Source organism: Kitasatospora sp. NPDC004531, assembly GCF_053602195.1.
Genome location: NZ_JBSGDD010000007.1, coordinates 18,946 through 38,030, shown reverse-complemented (window position 1 = coordinate 38,030; position 19,085 = coordinate 18,946). Strand labels below are relative to the sequence as shown.

Genomic DNA, 19,085 nt, shown 5'->3' with positions numbered 1-19,085 from the left:
CCCGGACACCCCGACGCCGACCGGCGCACCGTCGAGGACTCTCCTCGACGGTGCGCCGTTCGGGTATCGGTGCGCCCCCCGGGGGCGCCGCTTCCCCAGGATCAGTGGAACTGGGCTTCGAGCTGGTCGACCACCTGCGTCCAGACCGGGTCCAGGGCGAGCGCCGCGAGCTGGTCCCCGTCGAGGATCGGCGGGAACACCGGGTCCTCCCCCATCTCCGGAGAGTTCCTCTCCCGGGCGGTGATCAGGCTGCCGTCGGTGCGGTAGAGGGTGGCCTCCCACCAGAAGATGTCATGCACCGCCGGAGACAGCGTGACCATCAGCACGCTGCCGTCGGGGCGGTGCGTGACCGTGCAGTTGGACGCCCCGCCGCAGCTCGGGTTCGGCTGGTACGTCGCCCCCTGCGGCATTCCCTGCACATGGGTGATCGCCATGCTGATGTCGCCGCCCCGCCGGTCCGAATCCCGGAACAGGCCCTCCGTCGCCACCACCCGGTACCGCACCCCCGACCCGGGCTCCGGGTCCGGATCGCTGAAGGCGTTCGTCAGCCGGTAACCGGCCGGCCTCCGCGCCGCCAGCAGCTCCTCCACCCGCGGGTTCAGCACGGGGCTGTTGCTGGTCTTGGTCGACGGCGTGCCGGACGGCTTGGGCTGGTCCTTGCCGGTCGGCGTGCCGGACGGTTTCGCCGACCCGGTGGGCTTGGTCGACGGCGTCCCCGACGGCTTCGCCGACCCCGTGGGCTTGTCCGACACGGTCGCGCCGGCCGCCGGCCCGATGCCGGCGGCGGTGTCCACCGGGGTGCCCGCGAACAGGCCCCCCAGGGCGACCGCGGCGACGGCCACCGCCGTGCCCGTCATGGCGGCGGAACGCACCAGCCGGCGGCGACGGCCGCGCCGCAGCAGATCCGCCGTCGGCGCGGAGCCGGGCGGCGGCTGCCGGTCGGCCAACTCCTCCAGCGCGTGCGACAGTTCCTCGTGCTCATCGGTGCTCATGGGCTGACAGCCTCCTGGCTCCTCGGCCGGCCCTCCGGCCGACTGTTCGACATGACGGTGCGCAGCCGGGCCATCGCCCGTGAGTGCTGGCTCTTGACGGTGCCGACCGAGCAACCGAGGATGTCGGCGGTCTCCTTCTCGGAGAGGTCCTCCAGGTGCCGCAGCACCACCACCGCCCGCTGCCTTGGCGCCAACGACCGCAGCGCGCGCCGGAGTTCGTCCGCGCTGTCGTACTCACCGCCGGCCCCGCCGGGCAGGTCCGGCAGGTCGTCGGTGAGCAGCTCCCGACGTCGGCGGCGCCACCAGCTGATGTGCCCGTTGACGAGCATCCGGCGCAGGTACGCGTGCGGATCGTCGGAGGTCACCCGTCGCCAGCGGACGTACAGCTTGACCAGGCAGTCCTGCAGCAGCTCCTCGCCGCGATGCCGGTCCCCGGTGATCAGGGTGGCCGTGCGCAGGTGCCTCGGCCAGGCGGTCGCGACGAAGGCCGCGTAGGCGTCGTCCTCGGTTTCTCGGCTCACACCGACCACACGCCCGAACACGACGAAAGGTTGTCAGACTTTTCCGCGCGCCTTCCGGTCAGTCGGTCCGGGTGCGCAGCCGGCGCGCCGCGAGGACGGCGGCGAGGGCGGTGAGCAGGGCGAACAGGGCGCTCTCGACGGCCTGGAAGGTCCAGTAGCGGTCGGCGGGCTGCTGGGTGATCTCCACGTGGATCCGGTGGTCGGCCAGGCACGCGGGCAGGTCGGTGAGCGAGCTGTGGTCCATGCAGTCCTGGAACCACGCGCTGTGCCCGACCGGTGCGCCGGACTCGTCGAGGATCGCGCTGGTGTCGACCACCCACGGCCCGCCGGGCACCCGCAGGCCGCCGATGTCGCCGTAGGTGCCGATCTTGCTGAGGTTGGCCACGATCGGCGCGGTCAGCTGCACACTCGTCCGCTCGGGCGCCCGGTAGTGCGGCCGGGCCAGGGCCGGGACGGCCAGCTGCACGGCGGTGAACACCGCGAGTGTGACGGCCATCGCGGGGACGGTGCGCCGCAGGTACAGGCCCAGCGTGGCGCCGAGCACGGACGCGAACGCGGCGTACCCGGCGGGCGCCACCCCGTGCGAGGCGAACGCGACGGGCTCGAAGCGCGCCCCCTGCACGGCGAGCACCGGGCCGGCCGCCCAGCCGAGCAGCAGTGCGGCCAGCGCCGTGGCCGCCGTGCAACTCCCGCCCACCACCGCGAACTTGACCGCCAGCCAGCGTCGCCGGGTGATGCTCTGGTTCCACACCAGCCGGTGCGTCCCCGCCTCGAACTCGCGGGCGACCAGCGGCGCCCCGCAGAACGCGCCGAGCACGGCCGGCAGCACCAGCAGCAGGTAGCCGAGCAGGTCGGTGCGCAGCCGGTAGCGGTCGGCGAACGCGGCCAGCGGGCCGGTGCAGTCGGCGCGGGCGGCGCAGTGCGCCAGGGTGTCCTGCTGGGCCCGGTGGATGTCGAGGCCGAGCAGCAGCAGGTAGCCGGTCAGCAGGAGCAGCGAGCCCAGACCGATCAGCGCCTGGGTGCGGAACTGGCGCCAGGTCAGCCAGATCATCGGCCGGCCTCCGTTCGGGCGGCCGGCGAACGGTCGGCGTCGGCGAGGTGGGCGAGGACGAGTTCCTCCAGGTCCGCCGGCCGGCCGGTCGCGCGGGCGTGATCGGCGAGCAACGGCCCGGTGTCGCCGTGCAGTTGGACCCGCCCCCGGGCCAGCACCACCAGGTGGTCGCAGACCCGGGCAACGTCGGGCAGCGCGTGCGAGGAGAGGACGGCGGTCGCGCCGAGCTCGGTGACGGACTCCATCAGGTGGTCCAGGAAGGCGTGCCGGGCCAGCGGGTCGAGCGCGGCGGCCGGCTCGTCGAGGATCAGCAGGTCCGGCCGCTTCGCCGCCGCCACGGTGAGCGCGAGCTGCGCCCGCTGCCCGCCGGACAGTCGGCCCGCCTTCTGCGCCGGGTCCAACTCCGCACGGGCGAGCCGCCGTTCGGCGAGCGCGGCGTCCCAGCGCGAGTTGAGCCGGGCGCCCAGCCGCAGGTGCTCGCCGACGGTCAGATCGGCGTAGACGGGGGTGTCCTGGGCGACGTACCCGACCCGCGCGAGGTGATCCGGACGCGTCCCCGGTTCCGCGCCGTGCACCCGGATCCGGCCCGCCGTCGGCGCGATCAGCCCGCACGCCAGCTGCAGCAACGTCGACTTGCCCGCACCGTTCGGCCCGACCAGGCCGACCACCCGTCCCGCCGGAACGCTCAACTCGACGTCCCGCAGCGCGACTCGGCGCCCGTACCGCTTGCCGAGCCCGACCGCCTCCAGCACCGGCGTCACCACTGCCCGTCCCCCTCGCCCGCCCGCCGCGCCCGCCAGGCCCGCACCAGACGCACCACACCCCACCCGATCCCGATCAACACACCCACCTGCAGCGCCCACCACGCGTACAGCAGCGGGCTGCGCTCGGTCTTCTCGGCCACCGCCGCCAACGCGGCCCCAACCATCGATCCACTCATGCACCCCACCCTCCCGCCGCCCCCACCCCCCACACAGCGGCCGAAGGTACGGTCCCCCCACCCCCCGGTCGTACTTTCGGCCGGTCCGCGGAAGCCTCAGGCCGCGTTGCGCAGATCGTGCTCGAACCCGGCCAGATCGGGGAGCCCGTACGCCGTGGCGAACAACCCGGCCCGACGGCGGGACACACCCTGAACCTGCGCCCGGAGAACGGCCCTGTGCCGCTCCCGTTCCTGTCGTTCCGCGACTGTGCTGGGGCAAGGGGTCCGCAGTGGTGCCGCCGGACCAGCGGCCGGCCCGAGGGGACGAGTAGGCCCGCCCGGCATCGCCCGAGTGAGCCGGGAACGCCTGCGGTAACCGCGTCAGCAGTGCAGCGCCGGTCCGCGCGAGACCGCAGCCGCTTTCCGAGGCTGGGAGCCGAGCAGGCCCAGGGCGGGTACGGGCGGTGCGGGATTCAGCAGGCGGTTCGGGTCCTCGCACATGATGCGGCCCCCGAGGAGCCCGTCCAACAGACCGGACTTGATGGCGTCGCACAGGTCGGCCCAGTGGTCCGCGTCGAGCACGAGGACGCGGTCCCGGTGGTCGTCGGCCACGGTCAGGGCCACGCCGTCCGTCGATTCGGCGATGAGCACACCGTCCGGGACCAGGATGCCGTCCGGGTCGGGCCGGACCGCCCGCCACACCAGGTCGCGGTGGCCGGGCGAGAAGTGCGGGACGGGAACGGGCAGGCGGGTCATGGCAGTGGCACCTCGACTTCTTCTTCGGAGGACGGACGGACCTCGGACCACACCCCGTTGCGGCGCGGAACCCGGTCATGTCCGAACGCGTCGCCCCCGGCGAGTACGCGCAGGACCGCCGTCGTCATCTCGGCCGTCATCTCCGACGGGTCCGTCCGGATCGCGACCTTGAGGCCCCCGCCCCTGACCGCCAGGGTGAGCGCGGGACGGCCGAACAACCCGCGCAGGCCATCCGAGATCCGCCGCGCACGCTCACGAACACTCTTCGAGCCGTGCGTCGTCCGAGCAGCTTTCCCGTCCATCACGCCGCGCGAGCGCCCACGGCCGTCACGGCCGGCTGCCGAGAGCCGACCGCAGAAGGCTCCGGCTCCAGCCGCGGACCCCGGCGAACCGCCCCTCGCGGGACGAACCCGAGATCCGCCAACGACTTCTCCGGCCACATGTGCCGGAACACCCGCCGGTAGACGTAGTACGGGCAGCGGATCTCCCCCGCCTCCACCCGCCCGACATAGCGCGCGTCGCACGCCACCTGCTCCCCGATCTCCCGCCCGGCCCTGCGAATCCTCATGGCGAACTCCCTCGGCGAGAGATCCCCACGCAACTCCCGCATCGCCACATTGGGCCCGCCCGGGCACCGGGGCGCATGCATGGTGGTCACTGCCTGTCTCCATCCTGTCGTCGATGTGCAACCAGGATCGGACCCGGGGACTACGATCACCAGCGCTGGAAATCCACAGTCCTGTTTGTTAGATAGGAATGGAACGCCCGTGCGGATCAACAAACTTGACCTAGCATCAGGACCGCTCGCCGCTTTCGGGTTCAAGGTGCGTGAGCTGCGGAAAGCCGCGAAGCTGACCCAGGACGAACTAGCGGCCCGAGCCAACTGCACCGGGACGTACGTCTCCATGATCGAGAACGGTCGGAGGCTCCCGCCTGTGAACTTCGTTCGAACGATGGACCGGGCGCTCGACGCGGACGGCGCGCTGGAGGGCGCTTGGTACCTCCTCGGCTCCACCTCTCTCCTCGAAGGCTTCAGGGAGTACATGGTCCTTGAGGCCCGGGCTCGCTTGATCCGGATCTTCAAGACCGGACTGGTTCACGGCCTGTTCCAAACCCGGGAGTACGCCGAAGAAGTTGAAGCCGGCTACGTCGGTCGAGGCAGCATCACAGCCGAGCAGGCCGAGGAGCGGGTCAACGTCATGATGGCCAGGCAGGCAGTACTCGACCAGTCGGCAGGCCCACGGCTTCAGGTCGTACTGGACGAAGGCTGTCTGCACTCCGTCATGGGCAACGCGCAGATCATGGTCAGGCAGCTGGATCATCTGCTCGCCCTTGCAGACCATCCGAGGGTGGTACTCCAGGTCATGCCGTTCACCTCCGGATCGCTCCGACCCTTCAGCCACCCGCTGACCCTGCTCACCCTGTCCGACAACCAGCTGGCGGCATACACCGAGACACCCGAACGCGGTTACCTGACAAGGAATCTCGCCCCCATCAATGACTGGCACACCGATTACGATCTCTTGCAGGCGAACGCCTTGTCCCAGGCGGACACGGTGGCCGCAATGCGCAAGATCCGGAGAGGATTCCAAAATGGTGGTGCCCATCCCCAGCATCGCGCACCTTCGCGACGCCGCATGGCACAAGTCGAGCTACAGCGGTGGCGGCGGCGACTGCGTTGAAGCCTGCCACGACTTCGAAGCGACCCATGGCCTTACCTTCGTGCGAGACAGCAAGGATCCGAGCGGACCTGTTCTGACCTTCGCCCCGGCCGCCTGGGCCGCCTTCACCGAAGCGGCGGGAAGCGGGAAGTTCCGCAGCTCCTGAAGCCAACTTGTCGAACCTGTACCGCAGTTGAGCCCCTGGCGAGATCGCCGGGGGCTTCGCTCTTCCGGTGCGATGAGCGCGAGCAACTCCACCGCCAGGGGCACGCCCGGCGGCAGACGTCAACGGCCCGGTGCCAATCAACCCGGCTGCACCGACGATCTCGCGCTCGTCCCAACCGCGAGGTCGCGACGCAGCGCACTCACCTGCACGTGGTCGCGACCCGGCTGACGTGCGTTCCTCTGCCCGCCCCTCGTACTTTCGGCCGGTCCACCGCCCCACCCCCGTCCCCTACCGTTGCCGCGTGAGACGAACCTCCCTCGTGGGAAACGCGGCCCTGGGCGCGGTCTTCGCCCTGGTGCTGCTGCTGATGGCAGCCCAGTACGCGTCGCAGGGCCGCGTGTGGGCCCTGGACGCGGCGACCGGCGCGGTGGTGTGCGCGCTGGCGCTGGGGCGGGCCCGCCGTCGCGGGCTCGCGGCGGCCCTGGGCCTGGCGGTGGCGGCGGCGGCAGCGGTGACCGCCCGTCTCGCGGGGCTTCCCGGCGAGCCGGGAGCGGCGGCGGTGCTCGGGCTGCTGGTGCTGGGCGGTTCCGCCGTGCGGACGCTGCCGTGGCGTCCGGCCGCGGCGCTCGCCGGGTCGGGGCTGGCGCTGATGACGGCGGGCCTGCTGGCGGCGCAGCCCCCGGCGACGCCGTTCCGGGTCGGCATCGAGGTGTGGGCGCTGGCGCTCGCCGCCGGTCTCGGGCTGCGGCTGCTGGACCACCGCCGCCGGGCCGCTGCCGAGGCCGCCCGCCGCGACGAACGCCTGGCGCTGGCACGGGAGTTGCACGATCTGGTGGCGCACCACATCACCGGTGTGGTGGTGCAGGCGCAGGCGGCCAGGATCGTCGCCCGCAAGCGCCCCGAGCAGTTGGACGACACCCTCGCCGGCATCGAGACGGCGGGCGCGGACGCGCTCTCCGCGATGCGCCGCGTCGTCGGCCTGCTGCGGGCCGTCGACGACACCCCGGGAACCGCTCCCGCCGCTCCCGGGCCGGCCGAACTCGCCGAGCTGGTACGGCGGTTCGACGGCCACGGCCCGGAGGTGCGGCTGCAGCTGCCGGACCGGGACGCGGCGGAGCCGTGGCCGCCGGAGGTCGCCACCACCGTGCACCGGATCGTCCAGGAGTCGCTGACCAACGTCGCCCGCCACGCCGCGCACGCCCGCACCGCCGAGGTGGCCGTCGCCCACGCGCCCGGCACGCTCACCGTCACCGTCACCGACGACGCCGCCCCCGCCCCCTCCCGTCACCGCCGACCGGCCGGCTTCGGCCTGCTCGGCATGCGCGAACGCGTCGAGGCCCTCGGCGGCGCCCTCAGCGCCGGCCCCGGACCGGCCGGCGGCTGGACCGTCCGCGCCGAACTCCCCGTCCCCGCCGACGGCCGGACCGCCCGCACCGGGCTCCCCGCCCCCGAAGGCACCGCATCCGAAGGCGCCGCCCGATGACCATCCGCGTCCTGCTCGCCGACGACCAGGCGATGATCCGCAGCGGCCTGCGGCTGATCCTGGAGGACCAGGACGACCTGACCGTCGTCGGCGAGGCCGCCGACGGACCCGAGGCGGTCGAACTGGCCCGCCGGCTGCGGCCCGACGTCTGCCTGGTCGACATCCGGATGCCCGGCCTGGACGGCATCGACGTCACCCGCGCCCTGGCCGGGCCGGGTGTCCCGGACCCGCTGCGGGTGGTCGTGGTCACCACCTTCGACCTCGACGAGTACGTGCACGGCGCGCTGCACGCGGGCGCGGTCGGCTTCGTCCTCAAGGGCGCGGCGCCGGCCCTGCTGATCGAGGCGGTCCGGGCCGCGCACGCCGGTGACGCGCTGATCTCCCCGTCCCTCACCCTCCGCCTGCTGCGCGGCCTCACCTCCGGGGCCCCGGCGCGCACCACCTCGGTCTCGCCGCCGGGCCGCCCGCTGTCCGCCCGCGAGACCGAGGTGGTGCGCGCCATCGCCCGGGGCCGCACCAATCAGGAGATCGCCGCCGACCTGTTCATCACCCTCAGCACCGTGAAGAGCCACCTGACCGCCGTCCAGCAGAAACTCGGCGCCCGCAACCGCGTCGAGATCGCCGCCTGGGCCTGGCAGCACCACCTGATGGACCCCCACCCGCGCTGACCGGCCCCGGCCCGCGCACACGCCGAGGGGCCCGCACCGCGATGCGCGCGGTACGGGCCCCTCTCGACGGTGGCACTCGCGGTGGCAGCTGGCCGTTTCAGCTCGCGGCGAGCAGCTCCAGCGTGTCGATGACGCGGTTCGAGAAGCCCCACTCGTTGTCGTACCAGGCGACCACCTTGACGTGGCGGCCGTCGACCCGGGTGAGCTCCGAGTCGAAGATCGAGGACGCCGGGTTGCCGGTGATGTCGGAGGACACCAGCGGGTCGTCCGAGTACTCCAGCACGCCCGCCAACTTGCCCGCGGCGGCCTCGCGGTAGGCGGCGAGCACCTCCTCGCGGGTGACGTCGCGGGAGACGGTGGTGTTCAGCTCGACGATCGAGCCGACCGGGATGGGCACCCGGATCGAGTCGCCGGACAGCTTGCCGTCGAGCTGCGGCAGCACCAGGCCGATCGCCTTCGCGGCGCCGGTGGTGGTCGGCACGATGTTGACGCCGGCGGCCCGGGCCCGGCGCGGGTCGCGGTGCGGGCCGTCCTGGAGGTTCTGCTCCTGGGTGTAGGCGTGCACGGTGGTCATGAACCCGTGCTCGATGCCGGCCAGTTCGTCGAGGACGGCGGCCAGCGGGGCCAGCGCGTTGGTGGTGCAGGACGCGTTGGAGACGATGGTGTGCGCGGCCGGGTCGTACGCGTCGGTGTTCACGCCGTAGGCGAGGGTGACGTCGGCGCCGTCGGAGGGCGCGGAGACCAGGACCTTCTTCGCACCGGCGGCCAGGTGCGCCCGGGCGGCCTCGGCGGAGGTGAACCGGCCGGTGGCCTCCAGCACGATGTCCACCCCGAGCTCGGCCCACGGCAGGTCGACGGGGTTGCGCTCGGCCAGCACCTTGATCCGGCGGCCGTCGACCACCAGGACATCGCCCTCGACGCTCACCGGACGGCCGAGCCGGCCCGAGGTGGTGTCGTAGGCCAGCAGCCGGCCGAGCGCGGTCGGCTCGGTGAGGTCGTTGACGGCGACGATCTCCAGCTTGCTGTCGCGCTCCAGCAGGGCGCGCAGCACGTTGCGTCCGATGCGGCCGAATCCGTTGACGGCGATGCGGGTCATGAGAGGTGCCCTTCTGTGCGCTGGGTGAACGCCTCCACTTTCGCTCGCACCGGCGGCCGGTGGCAGTGGCGTCCGTGCCACGGTTCGAAAGGATCGTGCCAACGCCGCACCCCGCCCGCACACCAACGGGAAAGCGCTTTCCGGCCCCAACCGGAAACCGCTTTCCAAGCCAGCGGGAAACCGCTTTCCCTCCGCTCCGTCACTCCCCCTTCGCGAAGGTCCGCCGGTACTCGCTCGGCGTCGTCCCGAGGATCTGCTGGAAGTGCGTGCGCAGGTTCGCGCCGGTGCCCAGGCCGGTCTCCGCCGCGATCCGCTCGACACTGTGCTCGGAGCGTTCCAGCAGCTCACGGGCCAGGTCGACGCGGGCCCGCAGCACCCACTGCATCGGCGTGTACCCGGTGTCCTCGACGAACCGCCGGGAGAAGGTGCGCGGCGAGACGGCGGCGTGCCGGGCCAGCGTCCGCACCGTCAGCGGCTCGTCCAGCCGGTGCAGCGCCCACTCCCGGGTGGCGGCGAACCGTTCGCCGACCGGCTCCGGCACGCTGCGCGGCACGTACTGCGCCTGGCCGCCGCTGCGGTACGGCGCGGCCACCAGCCGCCGCGCGGTGTGGTTGGACGCGGCCACCCCGAGGTCGCTGCGCAGCACGTGCAGGCACAGGTCGATGCCGGACGCCGCGCCCGCCGAGGTGAGCACGCTGCCCTCGTCCACGAACAGCACGTTCTCGTCCACCCGCACCCGCGGGTACTTGGCGGCCAGCGCCCGGGTGTAGTGCCAGTGCGTGGTGGCGCGGCGGCCGTCCAGCAGCCCGGTGGCGGCCAGCGCGAACGCCCCGGTGGAGATCGCCGCCAGCCGGGCCCCGCGGGCGTGCGCCGCGCACAGCGCCTCGACCACGGCGGCCGGCGGGTCGTCCCGGTCGGGGTGGCGGTAGCCGGGCACGAACACCGACTCCGCCCACTCCAACGCCTCCAGCCCGTGCGCCACGTGGTACGACAGCCCGTCCCCGCCGGCCACCAGCCCGGGCGCCGCCCCGCAGACCCGCACCTCGTACGGCATGCTCGCGCGGGTGGAGAACACCTGCGCCGGGATCCCGACGTCGAGCGGCTTGGCACCGTCCAGGACCAGCACGGCCACCCGGCGCAGACGAGGAGCAGACATCCCTTCAGCCTAGGCCCGCCCAACCCCCCGCCCCGCCGACCGCTCGCCCCGCCGACCGCTCGCCCGGCGCCCGCTCGCCCAGCCCCCTCCCGCCCCCTCCCGCCCGGCCCGGCCCGGTCAGTCCGCGATGCCGAGGATCTGCCCCACGGTCTCCGCCTCCCCCAGGCTGCGCAGCATGCAGTGCGCGACGTCCGCCCGGGAGACGGTGCCGCCGCCGCGCAGGTTGCGGCCGTAGGCGGTCCGGTAGTCGCGGGTGAGCGGCTTGTCGGTGAGCCGGGGCGGCCGGACCACCGTCCAGTCCAGGCCGCTGGCGCGCACCACGTCCTCCATCCGCGCCAGGTCCGCGTAGTGCGCCCGCAGCGCCCGCTTCACCAGCGGCGTCAGCACGTACCGCATCACCGGCCCCTCGCCGGGGTCGTGGCGCGGCGGGTGCGGCCGGTCCGGGGAGGGCACGGTGCCGATCGGCGCGGCGCTGACCACCACCAGCCGCCGCACTCCGGTCTGCCGCATCGCCCCGACGACGGCCCGGGTGCCGTGTTCGGCCACCCCGACCCCGGCCCTGCCGACCGCGCCGAGCCCGGACAGCACCGCGTCCGCGCCCTCCACCGCGGCCCGCAGCTCGTCCGGCCCGGCGGTGGCCAGGTCGGCCCGCACCACCCGCGCCCAGTGCTGTTCGCCCAGCTTGTCGGGGTTGCGCACCACCGCCGTGACGTCGTGCCCGGCCGCCAGCGCCTGCTCCAGCAGGTGTCGTCCGATGCCGCCGGTGGCGGCCAGTACGGTCAGTTTCATCGTGTCCCTCACTCCTCTTCCTCGCCCTGCCGGCGCCGGGCGCCGGTTCCTGACACGCCGTCCGCCCCGTCGACCCGGGCGAGCTTGTCGGGGTTGGTGACGAACCAGATGGCGGTGACCTGGTCGCCGTTTGGCGCCAGGTCGAGCACCAGCACCGCGAACGGCGCGCCGCCGACCAGCAGCACGGCCGACGGGTCGCCGTTGGCGGTGGCCCACCGCACCCGCAGGTCGCGGGGCGCGCGGGCGGCGTTGCCGACCAGCAGCCGGGCGACCTTGTCCCGCCCGCGCACGGCCCGCGAGCCCGCCGCCGCGGCCTTGCCGCCGCCGTCCGCCCACAGGGTGACCTCGGGGGCGAGCAGGCGCAGCAGTCCGTCGAGGTCGCCGTCGCCGACGGCGGTGGTGAACCGCTCGGTGGCCTTGCGGCGCAGGTCCGGGTCGGCGCGGAAGCGCGGCCGCCGGGCCTGGACGTGTTCGCGGGCGCGGTGGGCGAGTTGGCGGACGGCGGCGGGGCTGCGGCCGAGGATCGCGGCGGTCTCCGGGTGGCTGTGCCCGAACACCTCGTGCAGCACGAACACGGCCCGCTCCAGCGGGGTGAGCGTCTCCAGCACCACCAGCAGCGCGAAGGACACCGCCTCGGCCCGCTCCCCGTCGCTCTCCGACTCGACCGCGGTGACCAGGGGTTCGGGCAGCCAGGGCCCGAAGTAGCTCTCCCGCCGCCGGCTGATCTCGGCCTGCCGGGCGAGCGCGGTGTTGACGGCGGTGCGCACCAGGTAGGCGCGCGGGTGGACGACCGGCCCGGCGTCGGCGTTGCGGTGGCGGCCGGACCAGGCCAGCCAGGTCTCCTGCAGCACGTCCTCGGTGTCGGCGACGGTGCCCAGCAGGTTGTAGACCATCGAGAACAGCAGCTCCCGATGGCGGGTGAACACCTCCGTCACCTCCTCCGACTCCGAACCCGAAAGCGGCCCCGAAGGCAGCCCCGTAGTCGGCCCCGAAGGCGGCCCCGACATCGTCGGCGGCGGTCGGTCGGTCATCGCGTCTCTCCTCTCACGGTTGCACCCCGAGAGTGCCGACCGCACCCGGTTGTGACACGAACGCCGGAGAATCTCCCGGAACGCCGAGGGCCCGCGCGGCCGACTCGAAGTCAACCATGCGGGCCCACAAGGCAGTTCGCGGGCGTCAGCCCATGCTCTTGGCCCCGTCCAGCGCCTCCCGGACGATGTCGGCGTGCCCGGCGTGCTGGGTGGTCTCCGCGACGATGTGCAGCAGGGTGCGGCGCGCGGACCAGCTCTCGCCGGAGGTGAACCAGGGCGCGGCGGGCAGCGGGTGGGACGCGCCGAAGTCGGTCAGGTTCGCCACCAGCTGGTCGGTGGCGGCGGCCACGGCCTCGTAGGCGGCCAGCACGCCGGCCAGCGTCTCGTCGGGCAGCAGCCGGAAGTCGTCGGCGCGCGCCCGGTAGTCGGCCTCGGTGAAGTTCATGAAGTCCGGCAGCGCGGCCGGCCCGATCTCGATGAAGGCCGCCCAGAGCCGCTCGCCCGTGGTGACGTGCTTGATCAGGCCGCCGATGGTGAGCTCGCTGACGGTGGTGCGGCGCCGGGCCTGCTCGTCGTCCAGGCCGCGGGCGGTGAGCCGCATGAAGTGCCGGGCCGCTTGCAGCGCGGCCAGCATGTCGGCCTGCTCGCCGGTCAGCTGCTGGTCGGCGAGGGTCGCGGCGGGGTACTGGCCGGCGGTGATCTCAGTGGTCGCGGTCATCGTCTCGCCTCTCGGTAGCAACGTTCAACTGCACTGCCCTGCAAGCGAGTTCCGCACCTTTCCGGTGCGCTCTCCCGCTCTCGTGTTCCACACTAGGGGCCATTGCGGCCAGTTTCCGTCCGCAATAGGAGGAGGATCCGACCATGGCCGACACCAGTGCCCGCACCCTGCGGCTGCTCACCCTGCTCCAGTCCCACCGCTACTGGCCCGGCGAGGAGCTCTCCTCCCGGCTCGGCGTCTCCGCCCGCACCCTGCGGCGCGACGTCGACCGGCTGCGCGAGCTCGGCTACCCGGTGGAGGCGCGTCGCGGCGTGGACGGCGGCTACCAGCTGGCCGCCGGCGCCGCCCTGCCGCCGCTGGTGATCGACGACGAGGAGGCGGTGGCGCTGGCGGTCGGGCTCCAGGCGGCGGCGGACGGCGTGGTCGAGGGCCTGGCCGAGGCCTCGGTGCGGGCGCTGGCGAAGGTGGTGCAGGTGATGCCGGCCCGGCTGCGCCGCCGGGTGGACGCGCTGCGCACCGTCACCGTCCCGGCCGGCTGGCGCGGCAGCAACGGCGGCGGCGACACCGGCGCCCGGATCGACCCCGACACCCTCACCGCCGTCGCCCTGGCCTGCCGCGACACCGAACGGCTGCGCTTCCAGTACGGCACCGCGGACGGCCGCAACGGCGAACGCCACACCGAGCCGCACCACCTCGTCCGGCTCGGCCGCCGCTGGTACCTGGTGGCCTACGACCTCACCCGGCAGGACTGGCGCACCTTCCGCCTGGACCGGCTCACCGCGCCCGCCCAGACCGGCGCCCACTTCCGCCCGCGCACCCTCCCGGCCGCCGACGCCGCCGAGTTCGTCCGCGCCGGCCTCACCGGCCAGTCCCGCCCGCACCGGGTCGAGGTCCTGATCGACGCCCCCGCGGAAGCCGTCCGGCAGCGGATCGGCTTCTGGGTCGAGATCGAGGAGGTGGACGCGGGCCGCTGCCGCCTCCTGATGAACGCCGAGGCCCTCGACTGGCCCGCGATGGCGATCGGCTCCCTGGACGCCGACTTCCGGATCGTCTCCCCGCCCGAACTCACCGCCCTGATGGCCGCCTGGGGCGAACGCTTCACCCGCTGCGCCACGCCGAACCAGCAGGCACAATCGCCGTCGTGACGACTCAACAGCTGCTCACCCCCGCCGAGGCCGCCGAACGCTCGGGCTTCACCCTGGACACCCTGCGCTACTACGAGCGCATCGGCCTGCTCACCTCCATCACCCGCGCCACCAGCGGCCACCGCCGCTTCACCCCCGACGACCTGAGCTGGCTGGGCATCCTGCGCTGCCTGCGCGACACCGGCATGCCGATCGCCGACATGCGCCGCTACGCCGAACTCGCCCGCACCGAGGGCCCGGACAGCCTGCGCGACCGGATCGCCCTGCTGGAGAAGCACGACACCGCCGTCAACGACCAGATCGCCCTGCTGGAGCGCCGGCGTACCCACCTGCGCGACAAGATCGACTACTACCGCAGCGTCCTCGACGCCGACTGACCCTCCCGGCGGGCCCGCTCAGGCCCGCAGCCCGCTCAGGCCCGCAGCCCGTCCAGCACCAGCCGGAACAGGTGCTCGCGCCGCTGGGCCAGCGACGGCGCCTGGTCGGCGATCCAGCTGACGGCGTTCGCCAGCGCGAACAGGTCGGTGCCGGTGACGTCCGCCCGGATCCGCCCGGCCCGCTGCGCGGCGGCCAGCAGCCCGCCCCCGGCCTCCCGCATCGCCGTGCAACTGCCGTGCAGCGGCGAGGCCGGGTCGCGCAGCGTGGCCATCAGCGTCTCCGGCAGCCCCTGGTACGCGCCCGCGCCCCGGCAGAACTCCCGCAGCCAGTCGGTCAGCGCCGCCTCCGGATCGCCGCCCGCCGCCAACTCCTCGGCCAGACCCGCCAGTTGCTCGAACCGCTGGGCGAGCAGCGCCTCCAGCAGCGCCTCCCGGCTCGGGAAGTGCCGGTACAGCGTGCCGAGTCCGACGCCGGCCCGCCGGGCGACGTCCCGCAGCGAGGCCTGCGCGCCCTGTTCGGCGACCACCTCGGCGGCGGTCTCCAGCAGTCGGTCCCGGTTGCGCCGGGCGTCCGCCCGCGGCGCCCGGGCGGTCGGCTCAACGGCCATGTCGATTCCCGTCGTTGACATCTGGAGCAGTGCTCCGCTTAGCTTTCCGGAGCAGCGCTCCGCATCCTACGGCAGCGCTCCTCGGCCTGCGGAGGGGGAACTCCATGAACGACCCGACGACCATGTGGGCGGTGCGCATGCACGCCTTCGGCGACCCGGAGGTGCTGGTGCCGGAACGGGTGCCGCGCCCGGTGCCCGGCCCCGGCGAGGTGCTGGTCCGGGTGCACGCGGCGGGCGTCAACCCGCCCGACTGGTACGCCCGCCGCAACTTCCCGGCCGTCCCCGCCGAGCACCGCCCCCGGCTGTCCCTCCCGCTGATCCTCGGCAGCGACATCTCCGGCACCGTCGCCGCCCTCGGCCCCGACCCCGAGCCCCGGTGGCGGATCGGCGACCGGGTCCACGGCCTGGTCAACTTCCCGGGCCGGGGCGCGGGTTACGCCGAATACGTCGCCGCGCCCGCCCACCACCTGGCCGCCCTGCCCGACGCCCTCGACCACCTCACCGGCGCGGCCCTCCCGATGGCCGGCCTCACCGCCCACCAGTACATCGACCACCACCTGCGCCCCGAACCCGGCACCACCGCCCTGGTCGTCGGCGCGGCCGGCGGCGTCGGCCACCTCGCCGTCCAACTCCTGCACGCCGCCGGCGTCCGGGTGATCGCCGTCGCCTCCGGCCGCCACGAAGCATTCCTCCGCGGCCTCGGCGTCCACCGCTTCGTCGACTACACCACCACCCGCGTCGAGGACGCCGTCCGCGACGCCGACCTCCTGCTCGACACCGTCGGCGGCCCCGACGCCCACCGCCTCCTCCCCACCCTCCGCCGGGGCGGCCGCATCGCCCCCCTCTTCCTCGGCGACTACCGCCCCGCCCGGGCCGCCCGCCTCGGCCTGATCACCACCGACTTCTGGCAGGTCCGCTCCAGCGGCCCCGACCTCACCACCCTCGACACCCTGGTCACCACCGGCGCCCTCCACGTCACCATCGACTCCGTCTACCCCCTCCCCCAGGCCCCCGCCGCCCACCACCACGCCGAACAGGGCCACCTCCGCGGCAAACTGGTCCTCCAGGTCGCCGACTGAGTCAGCCCATGGTCCGCTGCCCGTCCAGCGTCTCGCGGAGGATGTCGGCGTGCCCGGCGTGCTGGGCGGTCTCCGCGACGATGTGCAGCAGGACGCGGCGGACGCTCCACACCGCGCCGGGTTCGAACCAGGGGGCGGACGGCAGGGGGTGGGCGCTGTCCAGGTCGAGGGTGGTGACCAGGCCGTCGGTGTGTTCGGCGACCGCCCGGTAGCGTTCCAGCAGGACGTCCAGGGTCTCGCCGGGCGCCATCCGGAACTGCGCCGCCCAGCCCTCCGCATCGTGCGGCGGCGCGCCCTCGGAGCGCATCGCCTCCGCCCCGCCGAGCGCGAACCGCATCCAGCGCTCCTCGACGGCCGCGACGTGCTTGATCAGCCCGCCGAGGGTGAGTTCGCTGACGGTGGTGCGCTGCTGCGCCTGCTCGTCCGTGAGGCCGCGCACGGTGTACCGCAGGAAGCCCCGGTGCTTGTCGAGCGCGGCGAGCAGGTCCGAGCGCTCGCCGGTGAGTTCGGGCAGGTGCGTGACCATCAGGCCACCTCCACCGTGACCGGCTGCTCGCCCTCCGCGGTGGCCGGGTCGATCAGCGAGAACGCCGCGCCCTGCGGGTCCACGAAGGACGCGAACCGCCCGAACGGCGTGGTGAGCGGCCCGAACACCAGCCGCCCGCCCGCCCCGGCGACCCTGGCGGCCGCGGCGTCGCAGTCCTCCACCACGAAGTACACGCTGATGAACGACGGTACCTGCGAGGGCACTTCGGGCGTCATGCCCATCGAGCCGAGCACCGGCGTGTCCGCGAGGGTGAAGACGCTGTAGTCGACGTTGTCGTCGACCATCCTGCGCACCCCGTACGAGAACACCTGCGGGAAGAAGGAGTTGGCGGCCGCGGTGTCCCTGGTGAACACCTCCGCCCAGCCGTAGGAGCCGGGCGCGTCGCGCAGTTCGAAGCCGGTGTGCTGCTCGCCCTGCCAGATGCCGAACACCACCCCGGCCGGGTCGGTGGCGAGCGCCATCGACCCGAAGCTGCCGACCCGCATGGGCTCCAGCAGCAGGGTGCCGCCGGCCGCCCGGATCCGTTCGGCGGTGGCCCCGACGTCCACCGAGGCCAGGTAGAGCACCCAGGCCGACTGCCCGGAGCCCTGCCCGGGCATCGGCGGGACGATCGCGGCGACCGCCTTGCCGTCCCGGTACGCCTGCGTGTAGTCGCCGTACTCGGTGGAGGACTCGCCGAACGTCCAGCCCAGCACCTCGCCGTAGAAGCTCTTCGCGCCCTCCAGGTCGGTGAACATCGCGTCCGCCCAGACCGGGGTGCCTTCGGGTTGCGCAGCCATGGTGCCTCTCGCTCCGCTGTCGGGGGTCGGGGACCCGCGGCCCGGCGATGGGCCCGGCCGCGGGCAAGAACCACTGCCCAGCCACGCTAACCAGCGACGCCCGCGGCCGCCCGGCGAAGCGCAGCCGGCCGAAGCCCGCCGTCGCACCCGACAGGGCCCGCGCCGCGCCTGTTGCACGGCGGTGACAGCGCCCGCACCCCGCGCGGACGACCGGCTGCCAGGCTGGTCCCGTCGCCCGGGGCAGCGTCCCGCCCCGTCCACCCACCCAGGGAGTAGTCATTCATGTCCGCGCGCGCCCGCCTCCGCCGTACCGCCGCCGTCGCCGTGGTGTCCGCCGTCACCGCCGGCAGCGCCCTGCTGCTGACCGCCTGCGACCCTGACGGCGCCACCGCCCGGGCCGCCGCCCCGAGCTCTCCGGCCGCCGCCCGGCCGTCCCCCACCACCGGCAGCACCGCCGGCAGCACCACCGCCGCCCCGAGCACCCCGGCCGCCGCCCCGCCGTCCCCCACCCCCGCCCCGAGCACCCCGGCCGGCAGCACCGCGCCCGCCCCGACCCGGAGCACCCTCAACCGGACCGCCGGCACCAAGCTGACCGTCAGCACCGGCACCAACATCGTGCTGATGGACGGCAAGTCCGTCGACTTCGGCACCGTCGTCCGCGACCTCGCCTGGTCCCCCGACGGCAAGCACGCCGCGTTCGTCGACGGCAACGGCAACCTGCAGACCTCCGACCCGGACGGCGGCCACAAGGTGCTGATCGCCCGCGCCCCGTCCGGCCAGACCTGGTCCCACCCGACCTGGCAGGTCACCACCCCGGACGCGTACGACAAGGGCCGCGAGAACATCGTCTTCGCCGCCGAGGACAAAGGCGTCCTGCGCCTGCTGTCCGTCCCCGCGAAGGCCGGCGGCACCCCGGCGGCGCTCAGCCTGAACCCGTACTCCGACGAGAACCCGGCGGTGCCCCCGCAGACCGGCAACCTGTGGCCGAGCTCGACCGGCGCGCACGGCACGATCGTGTACGCCAACAAGGACGACGGCCAGGTGTACCACCGGGACGACTACCTGCGGCAGCAGGGCGGCGCCACCACCAAGGGCTCGCAGCCCGCCGCCGACGACGAGGGCGACCTGGTCTTCGTCCGCTCGATCGGCGGGCACGACCACATCTTCGAGCGGACCAACGACGACGCCCAGCAGGAGCGCGACCTCACCCCGGACGCCACCGTCGACTTCACCGAGCCCGTCATCTCCCGCGACGGCGCGACCGTCGCCTTCCGCGGCCCGGACGGCATCTGGACGGTGCCCGCCAAAGGCGGCAAGCCGCAGAAGGTCACCGACGCGGTCGGCCTGCCCGCCTTCCGGGGCTGATCCGGACACCCGCCCGCCCCGACCGTCCCCCCGGTTCGCGCATTCAGGGTCCGCGAACCGGCCCTGACGCGCCGACACCCTTGCGCGGTCCCCACCGCCCGGGCCATCGGCGCTTGCTGACAGGATGTGCACGAGGCACACTCTGTCGTCGCGGCGGCGGCCCGGCCGTCCTCGACCG

At 73.9% G+C, this 19,085-nt stretch carries 22 protein-coding genes and 1 pseudogene; 8 read left to right on the top strand and 15 right to left on the bottom strand.

Annotation, left to right across the window (positions count from 1 at the left end; translation table 11 throughout):
• Positions 1–101 precede the first annotated feature (101 nt).
• From ACWEMJ_RS05390 to ACWEMJ_RS05360, 7 genes and pseudogenes are all read right to left on the bottom strand, one after another.
• Positions 102–992: a hypothetical protein gene (locus ACWEMJ_RS05390; protein WP_452135629.1), complete on the bottom strand. Its 891-nt coding sequence runs from the start codon at positions 990–992 to the stop codon at positions 102–104.
• Complete coding sequence (locus tag ACWEMJ_RS05385; protein ID WP_452135628.1) at positions 989–1,513, bottom strand: SigE family RNA polymerase sigma factor; 525 nt, start codon at positions 1,511–1,513, stop codon at positions 989–991. The genes ACWEMJ_RS05390 and ACWEMJ_RS05385 overlap by 4 nt, the downstream gene beginning before the upstream one ends.
• Positions 1,514–1,571: 58 nt before the next feature.
• On the bottom strand, positions 1,572–2,564 hold the full coding sequence (locus ACWEMJ_RS05380) for a hypothetical protein (RefSeq protein ID WP_452135627.1): 993 nt from the start codon (positions 2,562–2,564) through the stop codon (positions 1,572–1,574).
• Positions 2,561–3,328 carry an ABC transporter ATP-binding protein gene (locus tag ACWEMJ_RS05375; protein ID WP_452135626.1) on the bottom strand — a complete coding sequence of 256 codons (768 nt, stop codon included), beginning with the start codon at positions 3,326–3,328 and terminating at the stop codon, positions 2,561–2,563. The genes ACWEMJ_RS05380 and ACWEMJ_RS05375 overlap by 4 nt, the downstream gene beginning before the upstream one ends.
• A complete protein-coding gene (locus ACWEMJ_RS05370; protein WP_452135625.1) occupies positions 3,322–3,504 on the bottom strand; it encodes a hypothetical protein in 183 nt (60 codons plus the stop codon). The genes ACWEMJ_RS05375 and ACWEMJ_RS05370 overlap by 7 nt, the downstream gene beginning before the upstream one ends.
• Before the next feature lie 360 nt (positions 3,505–3,864).
• A complete protein-coding gene (locus ACWEMJ_RS05365) occupies positions 3,865–4,239 on the bottom strand; it encodes a hypothetical protein (RefSeq protein WP_452135624.1) in 375 nt (124 codons plus the stop codon).
• Between the two features lie 364 nt (positions 4,240–4,603).
• A pseudogene (locus ACWEMJ_RS05360) lies at positions 4,604–4,888 on the bottom strand (tetratricopeptide repeat protein); the annotation flags it as partial.
• Between the two features lie 118 nt (positions 4,889–5,006).
• Between ACWEMJ_RS05360 and ACWEMJ_RS05355 the strand changes: the two are divergent.
• The 4 genes from ACWEMJ_RS05355 to ACWEMJ_RS05340 all read left to right on the top strand — a co-directional run bounded on the left by ACWEMJ_RS05355 (position 5,007) and on the right by ACWEMJ_RS05340 (position 8,217).
• Complete coding sequence (locus ACWEMJ_RS05355) at positions 5,007–5,921, top strand: helix-turn-helix domain-containing protein (protein ID WP_452135623.1); 915 nt, start codon at positions 5,007–5,009, stop codon at positions 5,919–5,921.
• Positions 5,833–6,066, top strand: coding sequence for a DUF397 domain-containing protein (locus tag ACWEMJ_RS05350; RefSeq protein ID WP_452135622.1), 234 nt, complete (start codon positions 5,833–5,835; stop codon positions 6,064–6,066). Before ACWEMJ_RS05355 ends, ACWEMJ_RS05350 begins: the two co-directional genes overlap by 89 nt.
• A 301-nt stretch (positions 6,067–6,367) precedes the next feature.
• The gene (locus ACWEMJ_RS05345) at positions 6,368–7,549 is read left to right on the top strand and encodes a sensor histidine kinase (RefSeq protein ID WP_452135621.1); all 1,182 of its coding nucleotides are present in this window, start codon (positions 6,368–6,370) and stop codon (positions 7,547–7,549) included.
• Positions 7,546–8,217, top strand: a complete 672-nt coding sequence (locus ACWEMJ_RS05340) for a response regulator (RefSeq protein WP_452135620.1) — start codon at positions 7,546–7,548, stop codon at positions 8,215–8,217. Before ACWEMJ_RS05345 ends, ACWEMJ_RS05340 begins: the two co-directional genes overlap by 4 nt.
• Positions 8,218–8,314: 97 nt before the next feature.
• On the opposite strand, the gene gap is transcribed toward ACWEMJ_RS05340, so the two are convergent.
• The 5 genes from gap to ACWEMJ_RS05315 form a co-directional block, all read right to left on the bottom strand.
• Complete coding sequence (gene gap / locus ACWEMJ_RS05335) at positions 8,315–9,313, bottom strand: type I glyceraldehyde-3-phosphate dehydrogenase (protein WP_452135619.1); 999 nt, start codon at positions 9,311–9,313, stop codon at positions 8,315–8,317.
• A 199-nt stretch (positions 9,314–9,512) separates the two neighbouring features.
• Positions 9,513–10,469 (bottom strand): GlxA family transcriptional regulator, encoded by a 957-nt coding sequence (locus ACWEMJ_RS05330; RefSeq protein ID WP_452135618.1) that lies wholly within the window; start codon positions 10,467–10,469, stop codon positions 9,513–9,515.
• Between the two features lie 117 nt (positions 10,470–10,586).
• The gene (locus ACWEMJ_RS05325; protein ID WP_452135617.1) at positions 10,587–11,258 is read right to left on the bottom strand and encodes an NAD(P)-dependent oxidoreductase; all 672 of its coding nucleotides are present in this window, start codon (positions 11,256–11,258) and stop codon (positions 10,587–10,589) included.
• A gap of 8 nt (positions 11,259–11,266) precedes the next feature.
• Positions 11,267–12,265 carry a sigma-70 family RNA polymerase sigma factor gene (locus ACWEMJ_RS05320; RefSeq protein ID WP_452135720.1) on the bottom strand — a complete coding sequence of 333 codons (999 nt, stop codon included), beginning with the start codon at positions 12,263–12,265 and terminating at the stop codon, positions 11,267–11,269.
• 169 nt (positions 12,266–12,434) lie between these two features.
• On the bottom strand, positions 12,435–13,007 hold the full coding sequence (locus ACWEMJ_RS05315) for a DinB family protein (RefSeq protein ID WP_452135616.1): 573 nt from the start codon (positions 13,005–13,007) through the stop codon (positions 12,435–12,437).
• A gap of 143 nt (positions 13,008–13,150) precedes the next feature.
• Between ACWEMJ_RS05315 and ACWEMJ_RS05310 the strand changes: the two genes are divergently transcribed.
• Entirely contained in the window at positions 13,151–14,152 is a 1,002-nt protein-coding gene (locus tag ACWEMJ_RS05310; RefSeq protein ID WP_452135615.1) for a helix-turn-helix transcriptional regulator, read from the top strand.
• On the top strand, positions 14,149–14,529 hold the full coding sequence (locus ACWEMJ_RS05305) for a MerR family transcriptional regulator (protein WP_452135614.1): 381 nt from the start codon (positions 14,149–14,151) through the stop codon (positions 14,527–14,529). Before ACWEMJ_RS05310 ends, ACWEMJ_RS05305 begins: the two co-directional genes overlap by 4 nt.
• A gap of 35 nt (positions 14,530–14,564) precedes the next feature.
• On the opposite strand, the gene ACWEMJ_RS05300 is transcribed toward ACWEMJ_RS05305, so the two are convergent.
• A complete protein-coding gene (locus ACWEMJ_RS05300) occupies positions 14,565–15,137 on the bottom strand; it encodes a TetR/AcrR family transcriptional regulator (protein WP_452135613.1) in 573 nt (190 codons plus the stop codon).
• Between the two features lie 104 nt (positions 15,138–15,241).
• On the opposite strand from ACWEMJ_RS05300, the gene ACWEMJ_RS05295 reads away from it, so the two are divergent.
• Positions 15,242–16,216 (top strand): NADP-dependent oxidoreductase, encoded by a 975-nt coding sequence (locus ACWEMJ_RS05295; protein ID WP_452135612.1) that lies wholly within the window; start codon positions 15,242–15,244, stop codon positions 16,214–16,216.
• A 1-nt stretch (position 16,217) separates the two neighbouring features.
• Here ACWEMJ_RS05295 and ACWEMJ_RS05290 read toward each other — a convergent pair whose 3' ends face one another.
• Complete coding sequence (locus ACWEMJ_RS05290; RefSeq protein ID WP_452135611.1) at positions 16,218–16,742, bottom strand: DinB family protein; 525 nt, start codon at positions 16,740–16,742, stop codon at positions 16,218–16,220.
• Entirely contained in the window at positions 16,742–17,542 is an 801-nt protein-coding gene (locus tag ACWEMJ_RS05285) for a VOC family protein (RefSeq protein WP_452135610.1), read from the bottom strand. Before ACWEMJ_RS05285 ends, ACWEMJ_RS05290 begins: the two co-directional genes overlap by 1 nt.
• A gap of 282 nt (positions 17,543–17,824) precedes the next feature.
• Here ACWEMJ_RS05285 and ACWEMJ_RS05280 point away from each other — a divergent pair, with 282 nt between their 5' ends.
• On the top strand, positions 17,825–18,907 hold the full coding sequence (locus ACWEMJ_RS05280) for a hypothetical protein (protein ID WP_452135609.1): 1,083 nt from the start codon (positions 17,825–17,827) through the stop codon (positions 18,905–18,907).
• The last annotated feature ends 178 nt before the right edge of the window (positions 18,908–19,085 follow it).